23 protein-coding genes and 1 tRNA gene are annotated in these 26672 nt (G+C 36.2%); 1 reads left to right on the top strand and 23 read right to left on the bottom strand.

What is annotated here, in order from left to right; genetic code table 11:
* Positions 1-170 precede the first annotated feature (170 nt).
* From lysS to spoIIE, 12 genes are all read right to left on the bottom strand, one after another.
* Positions 171-1652: a lysine--tRNA ligase gene (gene lysS, locus AB4Y30_RS00425; protein WP_368653577.1), complete on the bottom strand. Its 1482-nt coding sequence runs from the start codon at positions 1650-1652 to the stop codon at positions 171-173.
* Positions 1653-1777: 125 nt separating this feature from the next.
* Positions 1778-2269, bottom strand: a complete 492-nt coding sequence (gene folK, locus AB4Y30_RS00420) for a 2-amino-4-hydroxy-6-hydroxymethyldihydropteridine diphosphokinase (RefSeq protein ID WP_368653576.1) — start codon at positions 2267-2269, stop codon at positions 1778-1780.
* Positions 2266-2631: a dihydroneopterin aldolase gene (folB, locus tag AB4Y30_RS00415; RefSeq protein WP_368653575.1), complete on the bottom strand. Its 366-nt coding sequence runs from the start codon at positions 2629-2631 to the stop codon at positions 2266-2268. Before folB ends, folK begins: the two co-directional genes overlap by 4 nt.
* Entirely contained in the window at positions 2624-3451 is an 828-nt protein-coding gene (gene folP / locus AB4Y30_RS00410; RefSeq protein WP_368653574.1) for a dihydropteroate synthase, read from the bottom strand. Before folP ends, folB begins: the two co-directional genes overlap by 8 nt.
* A gap of 160 nt (positions 3452-3611) precedes the next feature.
* Complete coding sequence (cysK, locus tag AB4Y30_RS00405; protein ID WP_368653573.1) at positions 3612-4541, bottom strand: cysteine synthase A; 930 nt, start codon at positions 4539-4541, stop codon at positions 3612-3614.
* A 201-nt stretch (positions 4542-4742) separates the two neighbouring features.
* A protein-coding gene (locus AB4Y30_RS00400) for an IS3 family transposase (protein ID WP_368653572.1) occupies positions 4743-5896 on the bottom strand; the annotation gives its coding sequence in 2 pieces (ribosomal slippage) (positions 4743-5644 and positions 5644-5896; 1155 coding nt in all).
* A 111-nt stretch (positions 5897-6007) separates the two neighbouring features.
* Entirely contained in the window at positions 6008-6874 is an 867-nt protein-coding gene (hslO, locus tag AB4Y30_RS00395) for an Hsp33 family molecular chaperone HslO (protein WP_368653571.1), read from the bottom strand.
* A gap of 15 nt (positions 6875-6889) precedes the next feature.
* Positions 6890-7654, bottom strand: a complete 765-nt coding sequence (locus AB4Y30_RS00390; RefSeq protein ID WP_368653570.1) for a type III pantothenate kinase — start codon at positions 7652-7654, stop codon at positions 6890-6892.
* Between the two features lie 207 nt (positions 7655-7861).
* Positions 7862-9904: an ATP-dependent zinc metalloprotease FtsH gene (gene ftsH / locus AB4Y30_RS00385; protein ID WP_368653569.1), complete on the bottom strand. Its 2043-nt coding sequence runs from the start codon at positions 9902-9904 to the stop codon at positions 7862-7864.
* A gap of 140 nt (positions 9905-10044) precedes the next feature.
* Positions 10045-10587, bottom strand: coding sequence for a hypoxanthine phosphoribosyltransferase (gene hpt, locus AB4Y30_RS00380; protein ID WP_368653568.1), 543 nt, complete (start codon positions 10585-10587; stop codon positions 10045-10047).
* On the bottom strand, positions 10577-11992 hold the full coding sequence (gene tilS, locus AB4Y30_RS00375; RefSeq protein ID WP_368653567.1) for a tRNA lysidine(34) synthetase TilS: 1416 nt from the start codon (positions 11990-11992) through the stop codon (positions 10577-10579). The genes hpt and tilS overlap by 11 nt, the downstream gene beginning before the upstream one ends.
* Positions 11993-12105: 113 nt before the next feature.
* The gene (spoIIE, locus tag AB4Y30_RS00370; RefSeq protein ID WP_368655137.1) at positions 12106-14547 is read right to left on the bottom strand and encodes a stage II sporulation protein E; all 2442 of its coding nucleotides are present in this window, start codon (positions 14545-14547) and stop codon (positions 12106-12108) included.
* Between the two features lie 251 nt (positions 14548-14798).
* Here spoIIE and AB4Y30_RS00365 point away from each other — a divergent pair.
* Positions 14799-14872: transfer RNA gene (locus AB4Y30_RS00365), tRNA-Met, on the top strand.
* A 71-nt stretch (positions 14873-14943) separates the two neighbouring features.
* On the opposite strand, the gene AB4Y30_RS00360 is transcribed toward AB4Y30_RS00365, so the two are convergent.
* The 11 genes from AB4Y30_RS00360 to AB4Y30_RS00310 form a co-directional block, all read right to left on the bottom strand.
* A complete protein-coding gene (locus AB4Y30_RS00360) occupies positions 14944-15357 on the bottom strand; it encodes a hypothetical protein (protein ID WP_368653566.1) in 414 nt (137 codons plus the stop codon).
* Between the two features lie 142 nt (positions 15358-15499).
* Positions 15500-15889: a S1 domain-containing RNA-binding protein gene (locus tag AB4Y30_RS00355; RefSeq protein ID WP_368653565.1), complete on the bottom strand. Its 390-nt coding sequence runs from the start codon at positions 15887-15889 to the stop codon at positions 15500-15502.
* Positions 15890-15970: 81 nt separating this feature from the next.
* Positions 15971-16348, bottom strand: coding sequence for a septum formation initiator family protein (locus AB4Y30_RS00350; protein ID WP_368653564.1), 378 nt, complete (start codon positions 16346-16348; stop codon positions 15971-15973).
* 2 nt (positions 16349-16350) lie between these two features.
* Entirely contained in the window at positions 16351-16947 is a 597-nt protein-coding gene (gene yabQ, locus AB4Y30_RS00345) for a spore cortex biosynthesis protein YabQ (protein ID WP_368653563.1), read from the bottom strand.
* The gene (gene yabP, locus AB4Y30_RS00340; protein ID WP_368653562.1) at positions 16944-17252 is read right to left on the bottom strand and encodes a sporulation protein YabP; all 309 of its coding nucleotides are present in this window, start codon (positions 17250-17252) and stop codon (positions 16944-16946) included. The genes yabQ and yabP overlap by 4 nt, the downstream gene beginning before the upstream one ends.
* Positions 17253-17309: 57 nt before the next feature.
* Positions 17310-17576, bottom strand: coding sequence for an RNA-binding S4 domain-containing protein (locus AB4Y30_RS00335; RefSeq protein ID WP_368653561.1), 267 nt, complete (start codon positions 17574-17576; stop codon positions 17310-17312).
* Positions 17576-19030 (bottom strand): nucleoside triphosphate pyrophosphohydrolase, encoded by a 1455-nt coding sequence (gene mazG / locus AB4Y30_RS00330; protein WP_368653560.1) that lies wholly within the window; start codon positions 19028-19030, stop codon positions 17576-17578. The genes AB4Y30_RS00335 and mazG overlap by 1 nt, the downstream gene beginning before the upstream one ends.
* Before the next feature lie 21 nt (positions 19031-19051).
* Complete coding sequence (locus tag AB4Y30_RS00325; RefSeq protein ID WP_368653559.1) at positions 19052-20620, bottom strand: oligosaccharide flippase family protein; 1569 nt, start codon at positions 20618-20620, stop codon at positions 19052-19054.
* Between the two features lie 719 nt (positions 20621-21339).
* On the bottom strand, positions 21340-21876 hold the full coding sequence (gene spoVT, locus AB4Y30_RS00320) for a stage V sporulation protein T (RefSeq protein ID WP_368653558.1): 537 nt from the start codon (positions 21874-21876) through the stop codon (positions 21340-21342).
* Positions 21877-22155: 279 nt separating this feature from the next.
* The gene (gene mfd / locus AB4Y30_RS00315) at positions 22156-25674 is read right to left on the bottom strand and encodes a transcription-repair coupling factor (RefSeq protein WP_368653557.1); all 3519 of its coding nucleotides are present in this window, start codon (positions 25672-25674) and stop codon (positions 22156-22158) included.
* 640 nt (positions 25675-26314) lie between these two features.
* Positions 26315-26542, bottom strand: coding sequence for an anti-sigma-F factor Fin (locus AB4Y30_RS00310; protein ID WP_368653556.1), 228 nt, complete (start codon positions 26540-26542; stop codon positions 26315-26317).
* Between the last annotated feature and the right edge of the window lie 130 nt (positions 26543-26672).

Below are 26672 nucleotides of genomic sequence, written 5' to 3'. Positions count from 1 at the left end.
GAAAATATCTTTATTCCGATACAATTTTAGCCTAGTTTAAAGACCTTCCCGTCTATTATTCTTCTTATATACCTTTTTTATTCAAATTAAACATTGTTTACGTTTTTCAAGTAAAAATATAAAGAGTACTTTACTAAAATAGTAAAGCACCCATTATTATTTTTATCTAATTATCGATTACGCATTTGTGGGAATAGGAGAACATCACGAATAGATGATGCATTCGTTAATAGCATTACTAAACGATCGATACCAATTCCTAAGCCGCCTGTTGGAGGCATTCCATATTCCAATGCTTCTAAGAAATCTTCATCCATTAGATGTGCTTCATCATTTCCTTGCTCTCTTTCTTCGACTTGCGCCTTAAAACGTGCACGCTGTTCAATTGGATCATTTAACTCGCTAAATGCATTTGCGTGCTCACGACGAACAATAAATAATTCAAAACGGTCTGTAAAACGCTCATCTTCCTTATTACGTTTCGCAAGAGGAGAAATTTCCACTGGATGACCATATATAAATGTAGGTTGAACAAGCTCTTCTTCTACCTTTTGTTCAAAGAATTCATTTACAATATGTCCATAGACCATACCATTTTCTATTTTCACACCATGTTCTTTTGCAAGTTCCCGCGCTTCTTCTGTAGTCATTTCTTTCCAGAAGTCAACACCTGTTTTTTCTTTAATCGCATCAACCATATGTTGTCTTTTCCATTGTGGTTTTAAATCAATGACATCTTCGCCATATGTAATTGTAGTTGTTCCTAATACATCTTCAGCGATATTTGCAATTAAGTTCTCTGTTAATGTCATAATATCTTGATAGTCTGCATATGCCTCATACAATTCAATCATGGTGAATTCAGGATTATGACGTGTTGAAACACCTTCGTTACGGAATACACGGCCAATTTCATACACCTTTTCGATACCACCAACAATTAAACGTTTTAAATGTAATTCAATAGCAATCCGCATATATAAAGGAATATCTAATGCATTATGATGTGTTTCAAATGGTCGCGCTGATGCTCCACCAGGAATTGCATGCATCATTGGTGTTTCTACTTCTAAAAAGCCTTGCTCGTTTAAATGACGACGCATTGAATCTATAATCTTACTACGTAAAATAAATGTTTCACGGCTCTTTGCATTTGTAATTAAATCTAAATAACGTTTACGATAGCGCAATTCTACATCTTTTAGTCCATAATATTCATCTGGTAGTGGACGCAAAGCCTTTGTTAAAATATAAAATTCCGCTGCATGAACAGATAGTTCCCCTACATTGGTTTTAAAAACTGTTCCCTTTACGCCTACGATATCACCTATGTCAATTGTTTTAAAGACATCATATGCATCATCGCCAACATCGTTTTTTCTTACATATATTTGAATTTGTCCAGTTGCGTCTTGAATATGAGCAAAACCAGCCTTACCTTTTCCTCGCTTCGTCATAATCCGTCCAGCTATTATCACTTGAGCATTTTTCTCTTCTAATTCTTCTTTAGTGAACTCCCCATAAGCTTCTTGTAGCTCTTTTGCTTCACTTGTTCTTTCAAATTTATCACCAAATGGGTCTAATCCTTTTTCTCTATATGTCGCTAATTTTTCTCGTCGTACTAGCATTTGCTCATTTAATTCTTCTGACACAATGATCACTCCATTAAATAATTTATCATGTTGCTTCGGCTTTTTATCTTGTGTTTTCACCTTAAGATAGGTTTGTTTCTCTTCATATCATACTACATCATAGCTCATGAATCAGCTTTATTTATCTATTCTGATGACCATTTTTTAACATCATGAGCATCTGGTAATTCTGCAATCAAATCCCCCACCCGTTTGTTCTGTTTTTCTAACAGAAGCTCATTAGCGATCTCACTTAACGGAACAAGCACAAATGCGCGCTCGTGCATGCGTGGATGTGGAATAATTAATCTTTCCGTTTTTATATTTTCATTATTATAGATCAAAATGTCAAGGTCTATCGTTCTTGGTCCAAAACGAATTGTTCTTTTTCTACCTAATTGCTGCTCAATTCCTTGGCAAAAATCAAGCAATGCTTCAGCAGAAAGAGATGTCTCTATTTCTAAGACCATATTCAAAAAATCTGCCTGGTCTGTATAACCTACAGGTGCTGTTTCATAAATAGATGACTGCTTTCTTATCGTAATACACGAATTTTTCGCAAGCAGTTCTAAAGCTTGTTGTATATGTTCTTGACGAGGTTCAATATTCGTCCCTAATCCAATCCATACTTTTTTCATTGTTTTCTCTCCCGATATATTTCAACAGCGACAGAATGATAATGTCCAGGAATTGGTGGATCTGGTTTTACTACCTTTATTTCACAGGCTTGGAGTAATGGGAAGGAAAGAAGCAATTTCTCTGCTATCGCTTCGGCAACTGCCTCAATTAAATGCTTCGGTGCCCCTTCAGCAATTTGTTGTACATATTTAAAAACCATTCCATAATCAATAGATGCTTCCATTTCATCTGCCCTGCCTGCTGGTTCTAAATCAAGGTATAAGACAGCATCGACGAAAAATCGCTGTCCGAGCTTATTCTCTTCTGAAAATAAACCATGGTAACCATAAAATTGCATCTGTTTTAAGATAATTTTATCCATCTAAGCCAACCCCTCTAAGCATAGCATCCATCATTTTCGTTAATTCCACATGCAAGGCCACATTATGTACACGAATCATCTGCACACCTTTCGTAATACCTAGACAAGTGGTAGCACCTGTGGCATTATCTCGTTCCTCAGGTGGAGCATCTACAATCTTGCTTATAAATGATTTACGAGAAGTCGCTAATAACACAGGATAATCTAAGCTTGTAAATTCCTCTAAATGATTCAGCACTGCGTAATTATCTTCCAATGATTTCGCAAAACCAATGCCAGGATCCAAAATAATATTTTCCTGCTTCACACCTGCTCGTAATGCAATATCAATACTCTCTTGTAAATCATGCTTCATATCTTCAATGAGGTTTGTGTAATTTTTATTTTCCCGGTTATGCATTAAAATAATCGGCACATTATATTTCGCAGCAATATCTGCAATTTCTGGGTCTCTCTTCGCTCCCCATACATCATTAATTATATCTGCACCAGCACGAATTGCATGTTCTGCCGTTTTAGCTTTATATGTATCCACCGAAATAGGAATTTTAACTTTTTTTCTTACGGCTTCTATAACTGGCAAAATACGTTGAAGTTCTTCATCTACTGATAAGACTCTATGCCCCGGTCGTGTGGATTCACCACCGATATCAATAATATCTGCACCAAGCTGCTCCATTTTAACAGCTTGATCAACAGCTTTTTCTACCTCTGTATAAGAACCGCCATCTGAAAAGGAATCTGGAGTAATATTTAAAATACCCATCACATGAGTACGTCTATTTAAATCATAAGTTTTCGTTTCTGTGATTAATTTCATCTTCATGCATCCTCCAAACTAAATCTTTCCTTATCTATCCTACCATAGTTGTTCATAAATTTTATGGACAAAGTAATTTTCAATTTCATTTTAAAATTCAGCCTTTATCTTCTTCTATCCATGAAAAAAGAAGTAGCAATGATGCTACTTCTTTGGCTGCTTATTTATTCTCTTCATCATATTGAAATAATGCCGTTGATAAATATCTTTCTCCATTATCTGGTAAAACAGCTAATACTGTTTTGCCTTTACCTAAACGTTTTGCAACCTTTTTCGCTGCTGCAATCGCTGCTCCTGCAGAAATTCCACCTAAGATTCCTGTGGTTACTGCTGTTTCGCGAGAAGCTTTAAAGGATTCATCATTAGAAATTTTAATAATTTCATCATAAATATCCGTATTTAATACTTCCGGAACGAAACCTGCACCAATTCCTTGAATTTTATGCGGCCCTGGATTACCGCCAGATAATACTGGAGAATCCTCTGGCTCTACTGCAAAAATTTGAATCCCTTTAAAATGTTCACGCAATACTTTTCCAGTACCAGTAATCGTACCTCCTGTACCAATTCCAGAAATAAAAGCATCTAATGATTCTAACTGATTAACAATTTCTCGCCCTGTTGTTTTCTCATGTACTATTGGGTTTGCTGGGTTACTGAATTGTTGAGGAATAAAATAACCATGTTCCTTTTGTAATGCTTCCGCCTTTGCAATAGCACCCTTCATCCCTTCAGCACCTGGAGTTAATATTAATTCTGCTCCATATGCACGAAGTAAATTACGGCGTTCCATGCTCATCGTATCAGGCATTACAACAACTAGACGATAACCTTTTGCTGCTGCAACCATCGCAAGACCAATTCCTGTATTTCCACTTGTAGGTTCAACAATAGTATCTCCTGCTTTCAATACACCTTCTGCTTCCGCAGCTTCCACCATTGCTAACGCGATACGATCTTTTACAGAGCTTCCTGGGTTAAAAAATTCTAGTTTCAAATAAATTGTTGCTTCATTTTCATCTGTATTTCCATTTAGTTTTACAATAGGTGTTTCTCCAATTAATTCTGTAATATTATTTACAACTTTCATGTTATACACACCTCTCTTAATTCCGAGTTTTCTTATGTGAATTATACATTTTATTCCAGTTGCTGTCAATGATGCAACTATTTTTCTTTATTTTAGCCTCTGTTGAATAAATATAAACACTTATTACTTCTTAATTAGAATAAAGAGCTGGACCTATGTCAATATCTTGGACACAAATAGCTTAAGTTTTTAATGATATTTTCAGCTGATATTTCGGCAGATATTTTCTACCTCTTGTGGTGTCATATAATTTATACTCCCATGAATTCTTTTGCGATTATACCAACCTTCAATATACTGAAATAACGCTATTTTCGCTGAATATTCATCTAGATACTGAACATGATTGACTTCTTCCTTTTTTAAAATGGCATGGAACGATTCAATGCAAGCATTGTCATAAGGGCTACCTTTATAGCTAAAAGAATGCTTTATGTTAAATTCGGTGATCAAAAATGCGAATTCATCGCTTGTATATTGACTACCAAGGTCTGAATGAAAGATAAGTTCTTCACAGGGTTGTTGCGTTTCATATGCATTTCGTAATGCGGTGCTTATTAATTCCGTTGTCATTGTGCGTCCAAAAGAATGGCCAACAACCTTTCTTGAATGCAAATCCAAAACAGTTGCCAGATAGCACCAACCCTGCTTTAAGGTGTGGATATAAGTAATATCTCCAACCCATTTTTCATTGATTGTTTTCGTCTCAAAATCACGCTCTAAAATATTCTCACGTTCTATTATCTTTTCTTTACTCGGTGTCGGACGGAATTTCTTCGTTGTGATGGACCTGATATTTGCCTTTTTCATCAGGCGTTGCACACGTTTTAAACTTACATGATATCCGGCCAACTCTAATAAATGGTGGATTTTTGGTGCACCATAACGTTGTTTACTGTCGTTAAAAATTCGGATGATTTCTTTTGTTAGTTGTCGATTTTCCTGTTCTTGTTTTGAGATAGAAAACGTTAATGATTGATAGTACGTGCTCCTAGGAACACCAAGCACTTCACACAATGTATGAACAGGGTAATATTCTCTTTCTTGCTCGATGAAATCCGTAATATCGTTGTCGGTTACTTTTTTGCGAATATGGCCATAGCTTTTTTTAATATTTCGTTCTCCTGTTGTAACTTAAGCATTTCTTTTTGCATCTTTGCGTAATCATCTGGTGTTACGGATGATCCATCTTCTAGCTCTACTGGATTGAATTTTTTTATCCATGCATAAATAGTTACTTCTGAAACGCCATATTCACTGCTTAATTCCCTAGCTGATTGACCTGAACGATATAAATCAACAACCATCTTCCTAAAATCATCATTGTAACGTTTACCATGTTTGTGATTTGCCATTGGACACAACCCCCTAGTAATAATTTTAAAGACTTAACTAAGTTGTGTCCATGAAACTATACTAGCATCAAGCGTACAACATTTTTGTTTAAAATGTATCTTTACATTCTCTTATAATAAACTACGCAATTCTTCTTCTGTGAAATAATATACTTCATTACAAAAATGACAAGTTGCTTCTGCTCCATGATCTTCTTCAATCATTTGTACAATTTCTTCTTTCCCTAGTCCGATAATGGCACGCTCAAATCTTTCCTTCGAACAATTACATGTAAAGGACACATCTTGACGATCTAAAATATTTATTTCATCTTTTCCGAATAGCTCTAGTAAAATTTGTTCTGGTGTATGCCCTTGTTCTACTAAGCTAGATATCGCTGGAAATTTACTGATCTGGTTTTCTAATTTTGTTATAACTTCCTCATCTGCACCAGGCATTACTTGGATAATAAATCCACCTGCTGCCTTAATGGAATGGTCTGGATTCACCAATACTCCTGCTCCTACTGCTGATGGAATCTGTTCAGAGGTTACGAAATAATAGGTAAAATCCTCGCTTATTTCCCCTGACACAATCGGTACTTGGCCAGTAAAATAATCCTTCAAGCCTAGATCTTTTACTACACTCATATTTCCTTCTGTTCCAACTGCACGACGAACATCTAATTTGCCCTGTTCGTTTAATTCAAAATCGACATGTGGATTCTTTACAAAACCTCGGACTTCTCCTTTTGCATTACTATCTACAATAATTGCACCAATTGGTCCATTTCCTTCTACTTTTACTGTTAAGGAATCCTTACCTTTTAACATTGCACCCATCATTGCTGAGATAGTCAATGTTCTTCCTAATGCCGCAGATGCTGTCGCCCATGAATCATGACGGCGCTGAGCTTCTTTTACTATATTTGTTGAATGAATGGCATATGCTCGGATTTTTCCATCATATGCTGTTGCTTTTACAATATAATCACTCATCTTACTATTACTCCCTTATTTATTATTTTTATAAATCAAATAGAGACCATTTAATGTTAAATACTGATCAACAACATCAATCGTTTCTGATGCTTTGACTAGAAGAGGTGCTAATCCTCCTGTTGCGATAACTGTAGGTTCTGTCTTCCACTCTTTTTTAATACGTTGAACTATTCCATCAACTTGAGCAATATATCCATAAAATACCCCAGATTGCATTGCTTCAATCGTCGATTGCCCAATAATACGATCCGGTCGTTGAATATCAATTTTCGGAAGCTTTGCTGCCTTTTGATATAATGCTTCCATGGATATCGTAATTCCTGGGGAAATAATTCCACCGACATACTCCTTGTTTTCATTAATATAACAGTACGTTGTTGCTGTTCCAAAATCTATAATAACAATTGGACCATCATATTTTTCAATAGCTCCGACCGCATTAACAATTCGATCTGCACCGATTTCTTGCGGATTAGGATATAGCATTTTTAAATTTGTTTTCATATTTTTTCCGATAATCATTGGTTTTATTTGAAAATAATTCTTACACATCATTTCCAGTGAAGCCATAATAGGCGGAACAACGGAGGAGATAATAATATCCGTAACATCAGAAAACAATACTCCTTTATAATCAAATAATGATTTGATTAATACCGCAAACTCATCTGCTGTTTTATAGCGATCTGTTTTAATACGCCATTCATATTTTAACTGCTCTTCCTCAAAAACTCCTAGCACTGTGTTTGTATTTCCAATATCAATAACAAAGATCATTTTTACCAACCTTCCTGCTCTGCAGTTCTCTTACCACTAATAATAGCCTAAAATCATCTATTCACAAACCAATAAATTACATGTATTTTCAAGAAGCTCGCCAAACCAATCTATTATTTACCCTTTACTATAATTTCATCAACTATACACTATAGTGAGACAAGAAAAGCAGCCTCTGCGTGTAGAGACTGCTTTTGCCATATATCATTATTCTTTTTCGTTATTATTTTTAGATGACGGATTGTCTGAATCATCTGTTCTTTGTTCTGTTTGCTCTGTATCTTCTTCTACTTCTTCAGAAGACTCTTCTTGCTTAGTTGCATCAGCTTTTGCCTTGGCATCTTCAAATGAATCTGGTTTGTTTTCTTGTGATTGAATATTTACAACCACTTCACCATCTTCATTTGTTGTTGGTTCAGGAAGAACACCTGTTTCAAAGAGTGATTTGATTTGTTCTTCATCAAGTGTTTCCACGTCTAACAATGTTTGTGCAATAAGCTCTAATTTATCACGGTTTTCCGTTAAAATTGTTCTTGCACGCTCATAGCAATAACCAATAAAGTTTTGCATTTCTGTATCAATTTCATGTGCAATAACATCACTGTAATTTTGCTCATTGTGTAGGTCACGGCCTAAGAACACTTCGCCGCCTCCACCACTAAATTGTGTTGGACCAATTTTTTCACTCATACCAAATTCAGTAATCATTCTTTTCGCAATTGCAGTTGCACGTTGGAAGTCGTTGGAAGCTCCAGTACTTACATTACCTTTACCAAAGATGATTTCCTCTGCTACACGTCCACCTAAGAGACCTGTAATTTTATCAAACAACTCTGGTTTTGTAACAATATAACGATCTTCTTTCGGTAACATTACTGCATAACCACCAGCTTGGCCACGAGGAACAATAGTTACCTTATGCACGGTATCTGCATCGTTTAATACCATTCCTATAACTGTGTGACCACTTTCATGATATGCAACAATTTCGCGTTCTTTCTGTGAGACCACTCGGCTCTTCTTCGCCGGCCCTGCAATGACACGATCAATGGCTTCATCTACTTCTTCCATTGTAATTTGCTTCTTATCGCGTCTTGCAGCAACAAGCGCTGCCTCGTTTAATAGATTTTCTAAATCAGCTCCAGAAAATCCTGGTGTACGCATAGCAATCGTTTTTAAATCAATCGAATCATCGACTGGTTTATTACGTGCATGTACATGTAAAATTTGTTCGCGTCCTTTTACATCTGGACGGTCTACTGTAATTTGACGGTCAAATCGTCCTGGGCGTAATAATGCTGGGTCTAGAATATCAGGGCGGTTAGTAGCCGCAATCATGATGATTCCTTCATTTGCATCAAATCCATCCATTTCAACCAATAACTGGTTTAACGTCTGTTCACGCTCATCATGACCTCCACCAAGACCTGCTCCACGCTGTCTACCTACTGCATCAATCTCATCAATAAAGATGATACATGGTGAATTTTTCTTCGCGTTTTCAAATAAGTCACGTACTCGGGACGCACCGACTCCGACAAACATTTCTACGAAATCAGAACCACTAATTGAGAAGAAAGGTGTACCAGCTTCTCCAGCTACTGCTTTCGCAAGTAATGTTTTACCTGTACCTGGAGGTCCTACTAAGAGAACTCCTTTTGGTATTCGGGCACCGACTTTAGTAAACTTACGAGGATCCTTTAAGAAGTCTACTACTTCTACAAGCTCCTGTTTCTCTTCATCAGCACCAGCTACATCTGAGAAACGAACCTTTTTCTTTTCTTCACTGTATAGCTTCGCTTTACTCTTACCAAAATTCATCACTCGGCCGCCGCCCCCGCCGCCGCCTTGTGCTCTAGTAAGGAAGAAGAAGAAAATTAATCCGATGATCAGGAAAGGTAACATCATTGTTAGGAAGCTAACAAATGCACTTGGCTGCTCCTCTTGTGCTACCTTCAACACATCTTGATCAGAGGCTTGCTTTGTAATTTCTGCAATGATCTCTGTGTTATCTGGAACTTGTGAAACAAATTCTGCATTATCTTGATTCAAGGTCCCTGTAAATCTCATTATTTTATTGACTGGCTGCATCGTCATTTCTTTGATTTCGCCATTGCTTAAAGCTTGTGTAAACTCATGGACGGTGAATTCCTTCACCTCTTTATTTTGTCCGTTGAACAATCCTATTACTGCGATTAATACTAAGAAAATAATCCCGTAAAAGAATAAATTCCGAAACACTCGGTTCATTGATAACCTCCTCCCGGGCGGGAAAAACTATATTACATATTACCATACAGAAAAGTTCAAGTACAACGAAATTACCTTAGAAAAACATTTATTTTACAATATATGTACAAAGTTAAAACAAGAATGAATTTCTAGTCTAATTATCCACCATATACTTCTGGTTTTAAAATCCCGATATAAGGTAAATTCCGATATCTTTCATTATAGTCTAATCCATATCCTACAACAAAAGCATCTGGTATTTCAAAACCAACTAGATCTGCTTTAATCTTCGCTGTACGTCTTGCGGGTTTATCTAATAATGTAACAATTTTTATCGACTTTGCCTTACGATATTTGAAAAGATCAACTAAATAACTAAGGGTTAACCCACTATCAATAATATCTTCGATAATAAGAAGATCACGATCCTCTACCTTTGTATCTAAGTCCTTCACAATTTTTACTTCTCCAGAAGATTTTGTGCCACTTCCATAGCTAGATACATCCATGAAATCTACTTCAACATGTGTATCGATATGGCGGATAAGATCAGACATAAAAGGTGTCGCACCTTTTAATACTCCAATGACAAGTGGAAACTTCCCAGCATATTCACTCGTTAATAGCTTGCCGATTTCTGCACATTTTTTCGCAATTTCTTCTTCTGTAACTAGAACTTTTTCAATATCATTATGCATCATTCTTCCTCCTACATGCCGCTTGTTCATATCTTAGCTGAACAAATAAAGTTCTCTTATCTTGCTGCTCTATAGCCTTTTTCCCTTTTTTAATCCCTACTAACCAAATAATTTCATCAGAATCATCTGTAATAATTGGCCAATTATCGCGTTCTTTTAAAGGTATTTTTTCATCAATAAAAATATCCTTTAGCTTTCTACTACCATTTAAACCTTTCCAGCTCATTGCGTCGCCTGTTTGTCTGAAACGGACCTGTAAAGGAAGGCTAACATCTTCAGGATGAATATAAATAATATGTTTCCCTAACTTATCTATTTCATTTACATACTTTACCTGTAATGTCGCCCCATCTGGAAGAGTGATATCTGTTGGAATCAAAAGCTTTTGTTGGAAAGCATTTTCTTCCTGCATTGAATTTTTAAAAGAAAAGCGAATAAAATCATATGATTTTTCGATTTTTAAACCATGAGGGAAATCAAGCTGTCGATAACCTGATTTAGTTAATAAATCCAAAAAGGATGCTTCGTGCGCAGAAGACAAAGTTTTAGGTGTTTTTTTATATAGATAGCTTAATATTAGATGATAGATTCGCCTTTGTAAAGCACGGGGAAAACTTTTCAGTTCCATGCTATCTATCGTTACTTTTTCACCCTTTATTTTCTCTGATATAATCTTTTCTGCTGCCTTTTTTGCTTCTGCTTCTAGAAAGCTTTCATCTTCTTGGAGCGCTTCACTTAATCGCTGGGTTGTTACATGTATACGCTCATTTTTCTCTTTTAATAGTGGTAATATATATTTCCGAAAATAATTTCTTGTATAAGTCACCTCTTCATTCGAAGCATCCAATCTTGGTATAATTTGATGTGCCGCACAGTATTCCTCAATTTCCTTTCGCTCAACACATAATAATGGACGTACAATTTCTCCATCAGCAAAGCTTCGTTTCACAGGGATTCCTGCAAGTGCTGCTGGATTAGATGAGCGAGTTAAATTCATCAAAATCGTCTCCACTTGATCATCCCCATGGTGCCCTAATGCCAAATAGTCTGCATCATATTCCTGCATCTTTTCTAGAAAAAATTGATAGCGCAGTGTTCGTGCTGCTACTTGTGTACTAACTTTATACATTTTATGATAAGCAGGAACATCCAAAGTCCCTGCCTCAAATGGGATATCCCAGTCTGCACAAATAGCACGAACATATGCTACATCAGCAATGGAATCTTCCCCCCGAAGCTGATGGTCAATAGAAAGTGCGATAAGACGAATATTCCATGCTTTGCTGAAGCTTTTATATAAATGTAACAATGCCATGGAATCTGGTCCTCCAGAAACACCGACAAGTACTGTTGTATCTTTTTTGAGTAGCTGGTGTTGTTTCATAAATTGCAGCACCTTCTGTCTCACTATTAACCCCCTTTCTTCATCACTTATTTATTTATCTTCTATTTTATGTGAAATAAAGTCACTCGCCAAATATTATGAGGTAATTCATGGAAAACTTTCTTCTTGTGGGAATTTTATTGTGCCCTTTCTCCATAAAAGGGGATAGTTGCCCATTCTGGAGTGTTTTTCATTACTTTAGCTACTAATACTGTCATATCATCTTCAATGACACCAGAACGTTCTCTAATCACTTCTTCTAATAAAAGGTCTGCAATTTCTTGTGGGTGATCTGTTTGGATTTCACGGAGCTTTCTTCTTATCCAAAGATCAGCATTTGTAACATAAATCAAACCATCTAGCAGGCCATCACTCATCATGATAAGTAAATCTCCGACTTTTAATTGTTTTGTTACGATGTCTACATCTACTTCTTGAATAATACCGATTGGCAAATTATGTCCTTCTACTTGGAATATCTCGTTACCACGTTTTACGATGCTAGGTGATGAACCTATTTTCAGGAAGCGAGCATAGGCATTATGTAGGTTGACCACCACTAAATCAAGCGTCGCAAAAATTTCATCTGTTGAACGCAATGCTAATATAGAATTAATTGTTTTAATAGCTACTTTTTCTGCAATTCCAGTTTGTAAAATTTGTTGAAGCAGTCGTAATGTTTCTTCACTTTCCTCTCGTGCACGTTCGCCATTCCCCATTCCATCACTAATAGCCATAGCAAATTTCCCTGTTCCTAGCTCCATCATCGTAAAACTATCACCAGATATAAAACCACCATCCTTTGCAGCTGTTGCAATACCTGTTTTAATGACATATTCTTTTGCTGAACGAAAAGATAAATAACAATAGCCATTTGGATATGGTGATAATTTTTCCTCATGAACAACAATTAACTCATTTAATAAATCTGATAACAAAGGAGCAATTAGTTTCGGACCTTCACCATGATAATCATAAACAGATAAGGTTAAATCAATATCTACATTTCCCTTGTCCAAACGGAAAATATCTAATTTAATAATTTCTAAGCCTAGTTTCTCTAGTGCAAGGAGAATTTCAATTTCCTGTTTTTCATGATATTTACGCTCTTGTACAATTTCCTTTGCAAAATCATCCATAATATCTGAGACACCTTGTAATTGGTCTGCTACTATTTGTTTGCTTTCTATCATCTGTTGCTTAAGCTTTTGGTTTATATCAAAAAAGGACATTTCTTCTTTCATTACGTCGATAACTTTATTCGAGCGAACACAAATATTTTCAAACTCACGCTTTAATTGGAGATTGATTTGTTTACGACTCGCCAATTGATCCTTCATTTCTTCCATCGTACTGTATGTGCGCTGAAAATTATTTTTCCAGCAATGTTCCTTCATAAAGCACCGTTGGCATGTCCGTTCTGTTACCTGACTTAAGAAGAAATCCGTCTCCTGTCTTTGTTGTTCCTCGCCAAGTGGAACGATTTCGGTTTCTGAAAAACTCTTAGAAAGTGCACCGAATACTTGAGAAAATTGTTCTACTCGCCTTGCTGTAACATCGCGAACCTTTTGTAAATATTGCCGCTGATCTTTCATATATGCTTCTGTTCCAGGAATATATTTAGCAAGCTGTTGAAGGAATGTGACAGGTGTTATCCAAAACAACCCAATTGCTAAAATGGATTCTGTCATAGATTGTAGCCATGTTGAAGATCCTCCATACATATCAACAAGAAAGGTTCCAACAATTAAACCTACACTAACTCCTACCTTTTTCCCCTCTTTTAACAAACCACCGAGTAAACCAGAAAATGCAAGCAAGCCCATTTGATAAATATTAGCCACATTGGCGAGTGATAAAATTAATCCAACTACGACACCTACTGTTGATCCAATTGCCGCTCCGCCAACATAAGAAAAGATTAACACAAAATATCTGGCTAATATTTGTTCCATAGAAGCATTAAAAATAGCCCAACCTATTGTTCCCGTTAATATTGAAGCAATCAGGATAATCATACAAATAATTTCTTCATTTTTTAAAGCGGGTCGATAACGATCTGGTTCTATAATAGGAATACTTTGCATAAATAATAATACAAGAATAACCGCAAGGACACCTTCAACACCGAGCAGCATCCATTCATAAGTAGTCAGTTCAGAAGTGAGTGTATATTGAATAATTCGAGAAGTTATCGTAGAGGCAAAAACAATCATTGGTAATTTCCATTGCACACGCAAGCTTTGTAAAGTATGGAATAAGAACAGGAAAATAACCATAACAAGTGATAGCCATAGGCCCTGCTCAACAGAATATGTGAGCCCACCGAGAACCGTTGCAAACAGAACTTTCTTCCCTTTTCCTTTATCCATCATCCACATTGTTGCTAGGAAGGCAACGGCAAATGGGGAAACCATCGTCAAAATTACTGCTCGTCCTAATAAAAAGCCTATTAAAATAAAGAGCCAACCTTTTACAATAAGCCAGTATTGTGCTTGATGAAATATACGTTGCTGTAATCTAGTGATTAAAGAAATATCTGCATTCATTAATTTTTTTTGATGCTTATCTAGTGACATGCTCATCATCATCCATCCCTTCTTTGTACCATTAAAGCACAAATGCTTTTTGCTTTTTGTCAAAAGAAAGTAAGTAAATAGATGAATCGTTCGACGACTTTTGAGACAATTTACACTATTCTACAAAAGGAAACAGCTTAACTATAAAATACTTAGCATAAAATCGGCTTCTGAAATCTTATTGACAGATTAATTTTCCTGTTGTATGATGATTTCTGTACTTCATTTAGAAGTACTTATACATATATCGTGGCGGTGTAGCTCAGCTGGCGAGAGCGTACGGTTCATACCCGTAAGGTCGGGGGTTCGATCCCCTCCGCCGCTATCCTAAAATGAAGTAAAACGGCTATGTTTATCCTTTTTCGATAAACATAGCCGTTTTTTGCTTTATGTAAGCTATCTTAGCATGGATTTAATTTTATTTCTGCTTTTCTCTGTTAACTCATACGCAATATCTGTCTCATTTATTTTCACTATAGTTGCAGTTGCATACGCTTCGGAGATCCAAAGGTGAAAAGCTTCTGAATCACCATTACTAGAAATAAAATGTAAATTAAAGTCAGCTTCAGGCATATCTACGGAACCAGGTTGCCGTTTAGCAGTGCTGATAGCATAGACAAAATCTTTAACCTCTACTTCTTTTTCAATAGTCCTATGGAAATCTTCATTTAAAAAGCCAAAGTCCTCAAAGTATGAAATCTTAACTTGATCAATCTCATTCTCATCAATATCAAAATTTGAGTCTGTAGAACAAGCAAATAGTAGCAAGATTATTAATAAAAATGAAATTATAGCCTTTTTAGATTTCATTAGACGCCCTCCTGCACCATTCAAATAAAAATGGTTTCGATTAATTTTTAATAATCGAAACCATTTTTGGGGCTACTCTTTCTATAGCCTCTTTCATTATATTCTCATTACGAGCATTTCTCTTCTCCGTAGACAGCAATTGCTATCCTCGTTTAGCACCTCTACCTCCGCGTCTAGATTCCGTGTGCTTCTTTAACGAGGCTAAGCGGTCTTCAGAATCTTTTAAAAATCGATTCATTTTCGCTTCAAACGTTTCTGTACGCTCTTTTGGATTTCTTTGTTGACGCTCTGGCTTTTTCTCAATCGCTTTTTTTATTGATAAGCCAATTTTGCCATCATCTTCAACATTAATAATTTTAACAGTAACTTCATCCCCTACTGTTAAATGCTCATTAATGTCTTTTACATAGGTATCAGCAACTTCACTAATATGAACAAGTCCTGTCGTTTTTTCGTCTAACTCAACAAAAGCTCCAAAATTAGTGATACCTGTTACCTTTCCTTTAACCTTGCTGCCTACTTCGATTGCCATAAAAACAATGCTCCTCCTTAAAAGTTTAAAAAATAATACACTATTTCCTTTCTATAGTATAGCTAAGAAAACTGAAAAGTGTCAATAGGATGGAATTTCATCGAGAATTTTAAAAATAAGTTCTCCCTTTTTCGAGAAAAAATAATTTGTGCGAGCAATTTCCAACACATAATCCTCGTTATTCAATAATTCAATTTCTTCTAAGAAGCTATTCTTTTCTTCCTGAAGTACTGTTAATTGTTCTTCTAGTTGATTATATTCTTCTTGTTTACTTGCGTATTGTGCGCGCTGTTTCATATGATACATCGTCATTACTCCAACTGCAACAACTACAACAATTGAAAATAGCACGAGACGACGAATCAACCGCTGCTTCTTTTTCTGTTGTCTTTGCTGTTGGGCATCATACTTCTTCACATAATCAGATTGGATTTTCGTAACCGTCTTTTTCCTCGACAAGGCTATTTCCTCCTTTGCAAAAATGTCCTGAACCAAATCAGCCATGTTCTACATTTATTCTCTATTATACAATAAAAGCCTGCTAGTGTGTGCAGATAGTTTTGTATTTTTTGCGGTAAACAATGATAAAGCAGACGGAGAAACCAATAAATGGGAAACCAAATCAGACGTAAGCAGAATCGTAATATCCCATACAATAACTTAACTAAATATATAATGATAGTTCGTAGTATATGGATAATTAACGCTAACGGCTTCATGATGATATACCAGATCCAACGCAGCAAAGTGGTGAATAATCGAACTACCCAATTTAATATTTTTCGATACGTATTTGCAATAAAAAAGTGATATAGACTAACACCAAGTAAACAAGCTGCAAATACATATATTCTTAATTGCCCATTATTTACTTGTACTAATACAAAAAATAAAATAAATGTCTGGATCAACCAAAAAGCGATTTCCAGCGTATAGGAAAGGATACTGATCCGCTTCCAATAGCTTGAAAATCGCTGAAAAGTATCATATGCGATACCAATATAAAAACCGCCACAGATCATCGTGATCATTGTAAGTAACTGTACATGAAGTGTCATCGGAATAACTTGCTAAAGAACCCTTTAGCCTTCTCCTGATGATGTTCGTCTACATAAGAAAGCTCATAAATCCTCCCTTTTATAGACACAAGCCCTTCTGTCACATCTAAATTTTTCAATTGGAGGTTTTGTCCACGGACAATTAAATATCCTAGTGTTGTTTCTAATAAAAACTCTTCATTATCAAAGCTATCAACTTCTTTTACTCCAGTAATTTCTATTTGATTCCGATTAATAATTTTCAAATGATGTTCTTGTTCTGTTGTGCGTATTGGTTGCTCATTTTTATATGGTATAATTTCCATCACCCTCCTTCTTCACAGCTAGTTTATGTGACGAAGGACAAGTTTAGAACTTACCAGCTATTTTTCTTGTTCGATTCTTTCCTCACGAACAACCGTATATAATGTTTCTGCTTCTTCTTTTTTCACAATATCTCGAATAGCATTCACTTTCACACCTAAAATCTTCTGACCAAATTGAATTTCTAATTCATCTCCAACTCCAACAACAGTCGATGCTTTTGCAACATTGCCGTTCAATTTAATACGCCCTTGCTCAGCGACTTGCTTTGCTAAAGTACGTCGCTTAATAATTCGAGCATTCTTCAAAAATTTATCTAAACGCATTATAATTCCTCCCTTTGTTTTGCTTCATTCCAATAGACATCCATTTCAGCTAAGTCCATTTTGGAAAAATCTTTTTGTTCCTTACGAATTTGTTCCTCTACATATTGAAATCTTGTTATAAATTTTCGATTTGTTTGATGTAAAGCTGTCTCTGGTTGAATATGATAGAAACGGGCAAGATTAGCGATGACAAATAATACATCTCCAAGCTCCTGCTCCATCGAAGTAGTAACATCCTCCTTAATAGCTTCCTTCAATTCCGTTAGTTCTTCTTCTAGCTTTTCCCAAATTCCATCTGCATTTTCCCAGCCAAACCCTACTTTATCTGCCTTTTTCTGCAAAGTATATGCTTTTGCCAATGCTGGTAAACTAGCCGCAACTCCAGAAAGAATAGATGGACGTTCTGCCCCTTTTTCTTTCTGTTTAATCGCTTCCCAGTTCATCATAATTTCATCTACAGAATCAACTTCCTGTTGCATAAACACATGAGGATGACGTCGAATCATTTTTTCTGTAATGCTCCTGATCACATCATCAACGGAGAAATACCCTTCATCTTCTCCAATCTGACTATGCAGCATCACCTGCAGCAATACATCACCTAATTCTTCAATTATTCCTTCATCATCTTCTGTATCAATGGCATCGATTAATTCATATATTTCCTCAATTAAGTATGGCCGCAGTGATTCATGTGTTTGTTTTTTATCCCATTCACATCCTTCTGGGCCACGTAATGTTGCTACCACCTCACGTAGACGATTAAAAGTGTGATTTAGTTGTTCTTCCTCAACTGGCGGGATGTATACACTTGTTAAATTACCAATTTGCAAGTCGAAATCAAGCTCTGCTAGTGGAACAGTGGTAATCTTCTCTTCTGTACTTCCTGCTGCCTCTACAATGGTCACTAAATGCTCAGGAGGCAAATCCTCGAGTAGAGCTAACTTGACCTCTGAAGCAATAAAACGATCATATACCTGGCAGAAAATAAGATGCTGACGATATTGTAGTTCGTTTCGCTTGAAGGATGTTGCATCTACAAATTGAAAACCTTCAATGGGATCTATTTTCAAAGCCGTGAATAAATCATCTAAATAGCTTTGCCCACCAAGTACTTTTACTTCTACCTTATTCTGATTCAATAAATATTGCACCGTTTGTTCTGCTAACATCGGATGGCCGGGTACTGCGTAAATAATTGATTGCTCTTCTGCATGGTTCAATAACTTATCCACAATTTTCACGTACACATCGCCAAATTGTTCTTCCTGCTCATATAGCGCATCAAAAGAAGTATATGTTACTCCCTCTGCTTCTAATGCAGGAACAACTGGATGGTCTGCTGTTCGTAAAAACAGCTTATTTTCCGCTTGTATTAACTTTCGATAAATACCTAAAGGAAGCTGGTCCAGATCGCCTGCCCCTAAGCCAATTATCTCTATCTTATTTACCAATAAAATCACCTTTTCTATCTCTTAATACCGATAGATTCGCAGCCAAAGCGAAGCCAGCGGTAAAGTATGTAATTCTTCTTCTGTAAAAGCTTTTCTCCTTATTAACATATAAATATATAGCATTGCGCCTGTCCCAACAACAAATAGGATATAAAACAAAAGACCGGATCGCGAAAATGCAGGGAGCAATAAGTACACATAGCGCACAAGTAATAAATAGCCAAGCATCAATCCCCCAGCAAACAGAAACGAGCGGATCTTCATATGCCTTCCTAATTGTAAAGCTGGAATATTACGCTTCAATGCAACATAAATAAGTAAACACAGTATGAATAAAGCAAATATTGTCGCTATAGAACTCCCTGTAATTCCAAACATTGGAACAAGTAAATGATTAGCAAGTAGCTTCACCATAAATACAATAAACAGGTAAACAATCGTTATGAAGTATTTTCCTAAGCTTTGTAGGATGGACATTCCTGTAATCGCCAAAGAACTAAATAAAATAGCCACAGCTAAAACTTGTAAGCTGATTGTACCTTTATCATTTTGGAATAATAAAATATTTGCTTCTGGAAAAATCCCGATTAAACCAATGGTAGCTCCTGCAGATAAATAGAAGCATACCTTTAAGGCGCTTTCTACATGCGATTTTAATTCCTGGATATTCTGTCTACCGCTTATCTTTGAAATTGCTGGTATAACTGCAATTGCAAGGGATGAACCAAGAACAGAGCCAAGCTGAATCAATGGTTGGCCACGATCAAAAATCCCCTTTTCCTCCATCGCCGCTAATGTGTTGAGGCCATATGTTTTCAAGTTTGGAACCAATGAAAATACATCTGCAAATTGAAGTATGATTAGCACCAAATGATTTAAAGAAGCTACGATACCAAAAGTGAGCAATGTCATAACATAATGCTTCCATGGAACAGGATAAGCTTCATATGTCCATAGCTTTCTTCGCATCAGAAAAATACTAAGAATAATAATTGCAAAAATTGCTCCACATATAGAAGCAAGTGCTGCTGCCTCACCAATTAAATACATATCCATTCCTTTTGTGACAATGAAATATGCCATAAAAATAATCATTCCAACTCGTATGAATTGATCCCCAAGCTGAGAATAGGCAGTTGGCTTCATATCCTGTATACCTTGAAAAACGCCACGCAATAAAACAGTGAATGGAATAAGCAAGAAAGTAAATGCGACCATTCGATAAGCAAATACTAGCTGTGGGTCCCCAATAAAATTCGCGATAAAACCTGCACTGACATATAATCCCACAAATAAGAAGCCATTGATTCCTAATAAAATGATAAAAATCGGAATATAAAAACTGCGAAGAGAAATTCCTAATCCCTTTTTCTGCATTGCTGCTGTTAAATTGGATATAGCTGTTGGAAACCCATATAAAGACAAAATCATTACAAATCCAATAAATGGATAAATTTGCTGATAAATATAATAACCCAAATCCCCAGTAATATTTTGCAAGGGAATACGGTAGGCTGCCCCCAATATCTTACTTAGCAAACCAGCTAATGTAAGTAGCATCGCACCCTTTATGAATTGATTATCTTTCACTCGCATAAACCCCTCTACCCCATAACATATACAATAATCATACTACATGAGCATGATGGATATCGCTATTTCTTTTTTAGTAATTCCCTCTTATCTATAGCAATTGTCTTCTAGTCCTCTCCTTTTAATAGACAGTAAAAATACGAATTAGTTACAATGAAAAATAATAAGTGGAAGGAGATTCTTGGTTTCTAGCTACTAAGACGACTATGTTCAACATTCATATCAAACGAAGGAAGGCAATTCATTATGGTAAGATGTAGCATGTGCAACTATAAATGGTCATGGAAGGAAGTAATGGCTGTCGGCTTTTCAAATAAAGGGAAAACATGTCCCTATTGTCATACAAAGCAATATATTTCTCTCGATACACAAAAATGGCTAACATTAGGGTTCCTTAGCCTAGCATTTATAGCTATTTTCCCGTTCCTCATTAAACTCAGCGATAAAAACGAAAATTTATATTGATAAAATAGGATTCATGATTAAAAGCAATTAAAAAAGATTGTCAAATGAATATATCCATCCGGCAATCTCCAGTCCTACTGCTGTTTTTACTACGTTACATCCCTCTACATGCGTGAGGTTAGGGTTTATTTCACCATTTTAATATATGCGTTCATTGATTGCTCGCTAGGTGATAAATAACCTCAAGTAATATATTCAAAAAAAGGATGGGACTAGTTTTGTCCTAGCCCCATCCTTCTTAATCCTTTGTTTTATTCCATTTGTTTTGCTAAAAAATTTGCTGCTGATTCAGCTACCTTCTGTTCTACTTCACTGATTTGTGTACCATCTTTGGATAAAACCATGACACAACCTATTGGATCACCATTAGCAATAATTGGGCTGATACAGTAGGAGCTAAATTCTTCCTCATGGTCAGCAATAATTGCTATTTCACCAGGCTCATCAACTAATGTTACATTTCTTTTTTCAATAACCTCACTGATGAATGCACTAATTTGTTTATTTAGATAATCCTTTTTAGAACCTCCAGCTACTGCAATCACTTCATCACGATCACAAATGAGAACTGGAATTTGCAAAGAAGTGAACAGCGCCTCTGCATAATCAGTTGCAAAATGACCGAGTTCACTAATAGGAGAATATTTTTTCAAAATAACCTCTCCATCGCGGGCAACAAATATTTCTAATGGGTCCCCTTCACGAATCCGTAGTGTTCGTCTTATTTCTTTCGGTATTACAACCCTACCTAAATCATCAATACGACGTACAATTCCTGTTGCTTTCATCTCTATAAATCCTCTCTTTCCTTTGATGATTTAACCATTGGTTATTTCAAGGAAAAGTACGGAGTGCCTGTTTAAAACATCAAATCTCTTCCGTTTTAGCACTTAGATCAAAACTAGACAGCACTATCCTCTGCTTGAGAATTGATTCAATCAAAAATATGCTCTCTTATTTTAAAAGAAAAAAGAAATTTCTTTCCTCTTTTTACTTTTCCTGTAAAAATCACCAAGTTATCGATTAGTATGAATCATCATGAAAGAACTATACATAAAAGACGTATTTTATTCTGTACGATTTACTGCATGCAGTTTACTTAGGAACGTTTCTACCGCTTTGTACTTCGCACTCTTTAATTCTGATTTACGAAATGTAATTTTTAATTTGCTTTGTTCTGTGCCAAGCTGGACAGCTCGGCCAAAAGAAGTAGCTAAATCAAATAATTTTGATCCGTCTACTGCTGAACTACGCTTTTCATCAAGCAATAATTCTATTTTTTGTTTATCTTCCTGAATCGATTCTACGCGTTCACGCACTGCATACATACGCATCATGGAAACGGAGAATAATGCTTCTACTTCTTTTGGATAATCACTAAAACGATCGATTAATTCATCCTGTAACTCCTGCATATCTTCCTCTGACCTTAAAGAATGGAATTGCTTATACATATCAATTTTTTGCTTCTCATCTTTAATATACGTTTCTGGAATATAGGCATCTACATCTAAGCCAAGTTTCGGCTCAAATCGTTCTGTCTCTTCTATATCCTTACCTGCTTGTTTTGCTTCAATAGCATCTTTTAACATTTGTGTATACATATCATAACCAACAGAGTCAATAAATCCGTGCTGCTGCGATCCTAGTAAATTTCCTGCGCCACGAATGGACAAATCACGCATTGCAATCTTAAATCCAGATCCAAGCTCTGTAAATTCTTTAATTGCTTGTAAACGTTTTTCGGATACCTCTGTAAGTACCTTATCTTTTTTATACGTAAAATATGCGTAAGCCACACGATTAGAACGGCCTACACGACCACGTAATTGATATAATTGACTAAGTCCCATATGATCTGCATCGTACACAATTAACGTGTTAACATTAGGAATATCTACACCTGTCTCAATAATCGTCGTGCTTACTAAAACATCGTATTCACCTTCTAAGAATCCGAGCATAATATTTTCCAGCTCTACCTCACTCATACGTCCATGTGCTATTGCCACTCGAGCCTCTGGAACAAGTGCATGTAATTCTCGAGCCATTTTATCAATATCATGAACACGATTATAAAGGAAAAATACTTGCCCTGATCTTGCCATTTCTCGTTCAATAACTTCACGCATAAACATAGGATTATAGTCAAGTACATAGGTTTGAATCGGAAAGCGATTTTCTGGTGGTGTTTCAATTACAGATAAATCACGAACTCCAAGCATAGACATATGTAGCGTTCTTGGGATTGGTGTTGCTGTTAAGGTTAATACATCTACATTTGTTTTGATCTGTTTTACCTTTTCCTTATGCTTTACACCAAAACGTTGCTCCTCATCGACAACAAGTAATCCTAGATCATAATATTGAACATCCTTAGATAATAAGCGATGTGTACCAATAACAATATCTACCTGACCTTTTCTTATTCTTTCAATCGTTTCCGTTTGTTGCTTTCTTGTTCGGAAACGGCTTAACAAGCCAATTTCCACCGCCTGATCTTGAAAACGCTCTTGGAAGGTTTGAAAATGCTGCTGTGCCAGTATAGTTGTCGGTACTAGTACTGCAACCTGCTTCCCATCTGCTACTGCTTTAAATGCTGCACGAATGGCAACTTCTGTTTTCCCATATCCTACGTCTCCACATAAGAGACGATCCATAGGACGTTCTCTTTCCATATCTTGCTTAATTTCTTCAATACAGCGTAATTGATCGTCTGTTTCCTGATACGGGAAAGTCGCTTCGAATTCTTGCTGTAACTCTGTATCTTTTGAGAAAGCATATCCTTTTCTTGCTTCCCGCTCTGCATATAGCTTAATTAAATCATCTGCAATATCCTCCACAGAGGACTGTACTTTTCTTTTAACCTTTGTCCACTCTGTTCCACCAAGCTTATATAACTTAGGTTCTTTGCCTTCAGAGCCTACATATTTTTGTACTAAATCAATTTGATCAATAGGTACAAATAATTTATCATCACCAGCATATTTGATCAGCATGTAATCTTTATGCAAATTATTTACAGAGACTGTCTCAATGCCGAGGTATTTTCCAATTCCATGACTTGCATGCACAACATAATCACCAACTTTTAACTCTTGGTAATTTTTAATCCGTTCCGCATTAGATAGCTTTTGCCTTCCCTTGCGAGCCCGAGCTGCGCTTTTCTTAAATAATTCCTTTTCTGTCAAAATAGCCAGTTTATGCATTGGCCACTCTGTACCATTTTGTAAATTACCAACAACAATTGTTGGTTGCTGCACAGGTAATTGAAGCTCTGTAGTAACGTTAGCCCCCATATGGTAATCTGCCAAAATAGATTGGATTTTCTCCGCACGTTCCGCATTAGGAGCTAGAAGAATGACAGAAAAACCACTTTTCTCCCAGCGCTGTAATTCATTTTGAAACAAGTTCATTTGTCCATGAAATTCCTGCATATCACGTGTAGAAAAATTAACGATATTTTGAGGCTGTGTATTTGGAATATGCCTTAAGAAGACAGATAGGTAAAGACGTGCATGTTCCATATTTCCCCAGACAGTATGCCAGTCAAATGAAAACTTACTATCACGAATCACCTGGTTAGCAAGAAGCAAGTCGCTATACCATTCGCCTTCTTCCTTATCCAAATGCAATGCTGTTTCTTGAATCCTACTCATCTCGTCAAAAATAATTAATCCGTCTTTTGGTAAGTAATCTAATAAACTAGCAGGTTGTTCATAAAAATAACCGATATATTTGTTCATTTCTTGAAAATGCTCTAAACGCTTTAGACGATCTAGATCATATTGACTCGATTGTAATAATTGTTCTTTTGCTTCATCATCTTTCATCTTACTCAGTGCTTCTGCTAATGCTGTATCTATACGATTGGCTCCAGCCATCATATCCTCAGAGGTTAATAATAACTCCTTTGCTGGTCCAATAGAAATCTGCTCTTTTTGATCTAATGATCTCTGTGTATTCGCATCAAAATAACGAATGGAATCTACTTCTTCATCAAACAACTCCACTCGAATAGGATGCTCCTCTGTTACTGGGTATATATCTATGATTCCACCACGTTGACTAAACTCTCCAGGAGATGTAACCATTGTTGCACGCTCATAGCCCATATCAACAAGTGCAGTTAAATACTGTTTAATATTTATTTCTTCACCGACTGTAAATGGCAATTGATATTTATTCCAATAATGCCTTGGCGGTAGGATACGCCGTAATGCCGCTACTGGAGCGATTAAAATACCTTTTTCTCTATTTGACCATTCTGTTAACGCATCAATTCGTTGACCTCTTAATTCTGGACTCTGTGCAGCCATTTCTGATGAAATTAACTCATTTACTGGATATAAATATACATCCGTCGAAAATTCTGTTAGATCATCATATAACTGTTGCGCCTGAATAAGCTGATGCGTAACAAGCAATATTGGCCTGCGGATTGATTCATTGATAACAGAAATAAGCAGACTTCTTGCAGATCCTGATAACCCTGATGCAAGCTGTTCCTGCATCCCATTTGTAAAGCCACTAATTATAGATTGCACATCTTCCTGTGATTTCAAAAAATTATGAATACCCTTCATCTAAAAAAACCCCCATGTGTACGTATCGAACACATTTTCTTTGTCATTATTACAGCTATGAGATTGGAACAAAAGGATTTATTACTTGGCTAATTCCAAACATAAATTGTGCAAATAACCGCTTCGTAAATATACTTCGCTTTCCATGGGTAGCTGGAGAGCCTCGACGGACAGGACGTCCTAATGCAGACGTTGCTCTCGTGACGTGGCGTACTTGTCTGCCTCGTGCTACGCACTGCGGGGTCTCACCTAGGCCTTCCTCCCACGACGGACACGATGTCCTAGTGTCAGCGTTGGTCACAGGACGTGACCGACTTTAGCCAACGAGGTCTACGCATATTTCCTACGCTTCATTTGAATATTGTTCGATTTCAAACTTAGTTTTTCCTTTTGTCTCAGTCTCTTCAAATTCATCTTTTGTATACCAACTTCAGGCTTCTTTCTATTTTCAGTATTCCATGAGTTTAAAACAAACAGGGAAAATAGTCATCTCATCACCTAGAGGGATGGGAGTATTCTACTAAATAAAGATAATTCCTTATACGCCAAAAAACGCCTTGGTTGTTCAAACCAAAGCTTGCCTACTCTAAGCATTCTACCTTTAGAATTGGCATAGTAAATCATTTAGGCTATTTAATTGTTAATGTATAAAATAATCTAATCCATGATACTCTGGATTTTTTGACAATGTCTCTTCACAACTCTCACAAATCGTCTGAACAATAATATCACCATTATCACGCTGTTTTACCATTGTTTTTCTCTCTGATTCAGATAGCTGTTTGATCCCCAAATCACTCATATCACAATATAATTGATTTATTTCAGCAAGAACATGCTGACAATGAACACATTGATAGATAAGCATTTTATAGAATCCTCCTTAAGCTAAAGCATGCGAAGTATCCTTCAGTTTAACCTAAAAAAATTCTTTTATACTTTATCATCTGCTTTATCTATTATATGCGCATATGTATATAAAGAACATGAATATTAGT

Origin of the sequence: Ornithinibacillus sp. 4-3, assembly GCF_040958695.1 — a bacterium.
In the GTDB taxonomy this organism is placed as follows: Bacteria; Bacillota; Bacilli; order Bacillales; family Amphibacillaceae; genus CALAMD01.
The sequence above is the reverse complement of the archived record's forward strand: the minus strand, read 5'-3'. Positions and strand labels throughout refer to the sequence as shown.

Coding starts and splice junctions, on each gene's coding strand:
- AB4Y30_RS00360 (WP_368653566.1), bottom strand. CDS start 15,357: ATGAAATCTAAAAAGGCTATAATTTCATTTTTATTAATAATCTTGCTA.
- mfd (WP_368653557.1), bottom strand. CDS start 25,674: ATGAAGGGTATTCATAATTTTTTGAAATCACAGGAAGATGTGCAATCT.
- yabP (WP_368653562.1), bottom strand. CDS start 17,252: ATGGAAATTATACCATATAAAAATGAGCAACCAATACGCACAACAGAA.
- ftsH (WP_368653569.1), bottom strand. CDS start 9,904: ATGAACCGAGTGTTTCGGAATTTATTCTTTTACGGGATTATTTTCTTA.
- cysK (WP_368653573.1), bottom strand. CDS start 4,541: ATGAAAGTTGTAAATAATATTACAGAATTAATTGGAGAAACACCTATT.
- yabQ (WP_368653563.1), bottom strand. CDS start 16,947: ATGACACTTCATGTACAGTTACTTACAATGATCACGATGATCTGTGGC.
- hslO (WP_368653571.1), bottom strand. CDS start 6,874: ATGAGTGATTATATTGTAAAAGCAACAGCATATGATGGAAAAATCCGA.
- folB (WP_368653575.1), bottom strand. CDS start 2,631: ATGGATAAAATTATCTTAAAACAGATGCAATTTTATGGTTACCATGGT.
- AB4Y30_RS00355 (WP_368653565.1), bottom strand. CDS start 15,889: ATGGCAATCGAAGTAGGCAGCAAGGTTAAAGGAAAGGTAACAGGTATC.
- spoIIE (WP_368655137.1), bottom strand. CDS start 14,547: ATGTCACTAGATAAGCATCAAAAAAAATTAATGAATGCAGATATTTCT.
- folP (WP_368653574.1), bottom strand. CDS start 3,451: ATGAAATTAATCACAGAAACGAAAACTTATGATTTAAATAGACGTACT.
- AB4Y30_RS00335 (WP_368653561.1), bottom strand. CDS start 17,576: ATGCGTTTAGATAAATTTTTGAAGAATGCTCGAATTATTAAGCGACGT.
- hpt (WP_368653568.1), bottom strand. CDS start 10,587: ATGATGCATAATGATATTGAAAAAGTTCTAGTTACAGAAGAAGAAATT.
- AB4Y30_RS00310 (WP_368653556.1), bottom strand. CDS start 26,542: ATGCTTATCTATCAATGTGTTCATTGTCAGCATGTTCTTGCTGAAATA.
- folK (WP_368653576.1), bottom strand. CDS start 2,269: ATGAAAAAAGTATGGATTGGATTAGGGACGAATATTGAACCTCGTCAA.
- spoVT (WP_368653558.1), bottom strand. CDS start 21,876: ATGAAAGCAACAGGAATTGTACGTCGTATTGATGATTTAGGTAGGGTT.
- AB4Y30_RS00390 (WP_368653570.1), bottom strand. CDS start 7,654: ATGATCTTTGTTATTGATATTGGAAATACAAACACAGTGCTAGGAGTT.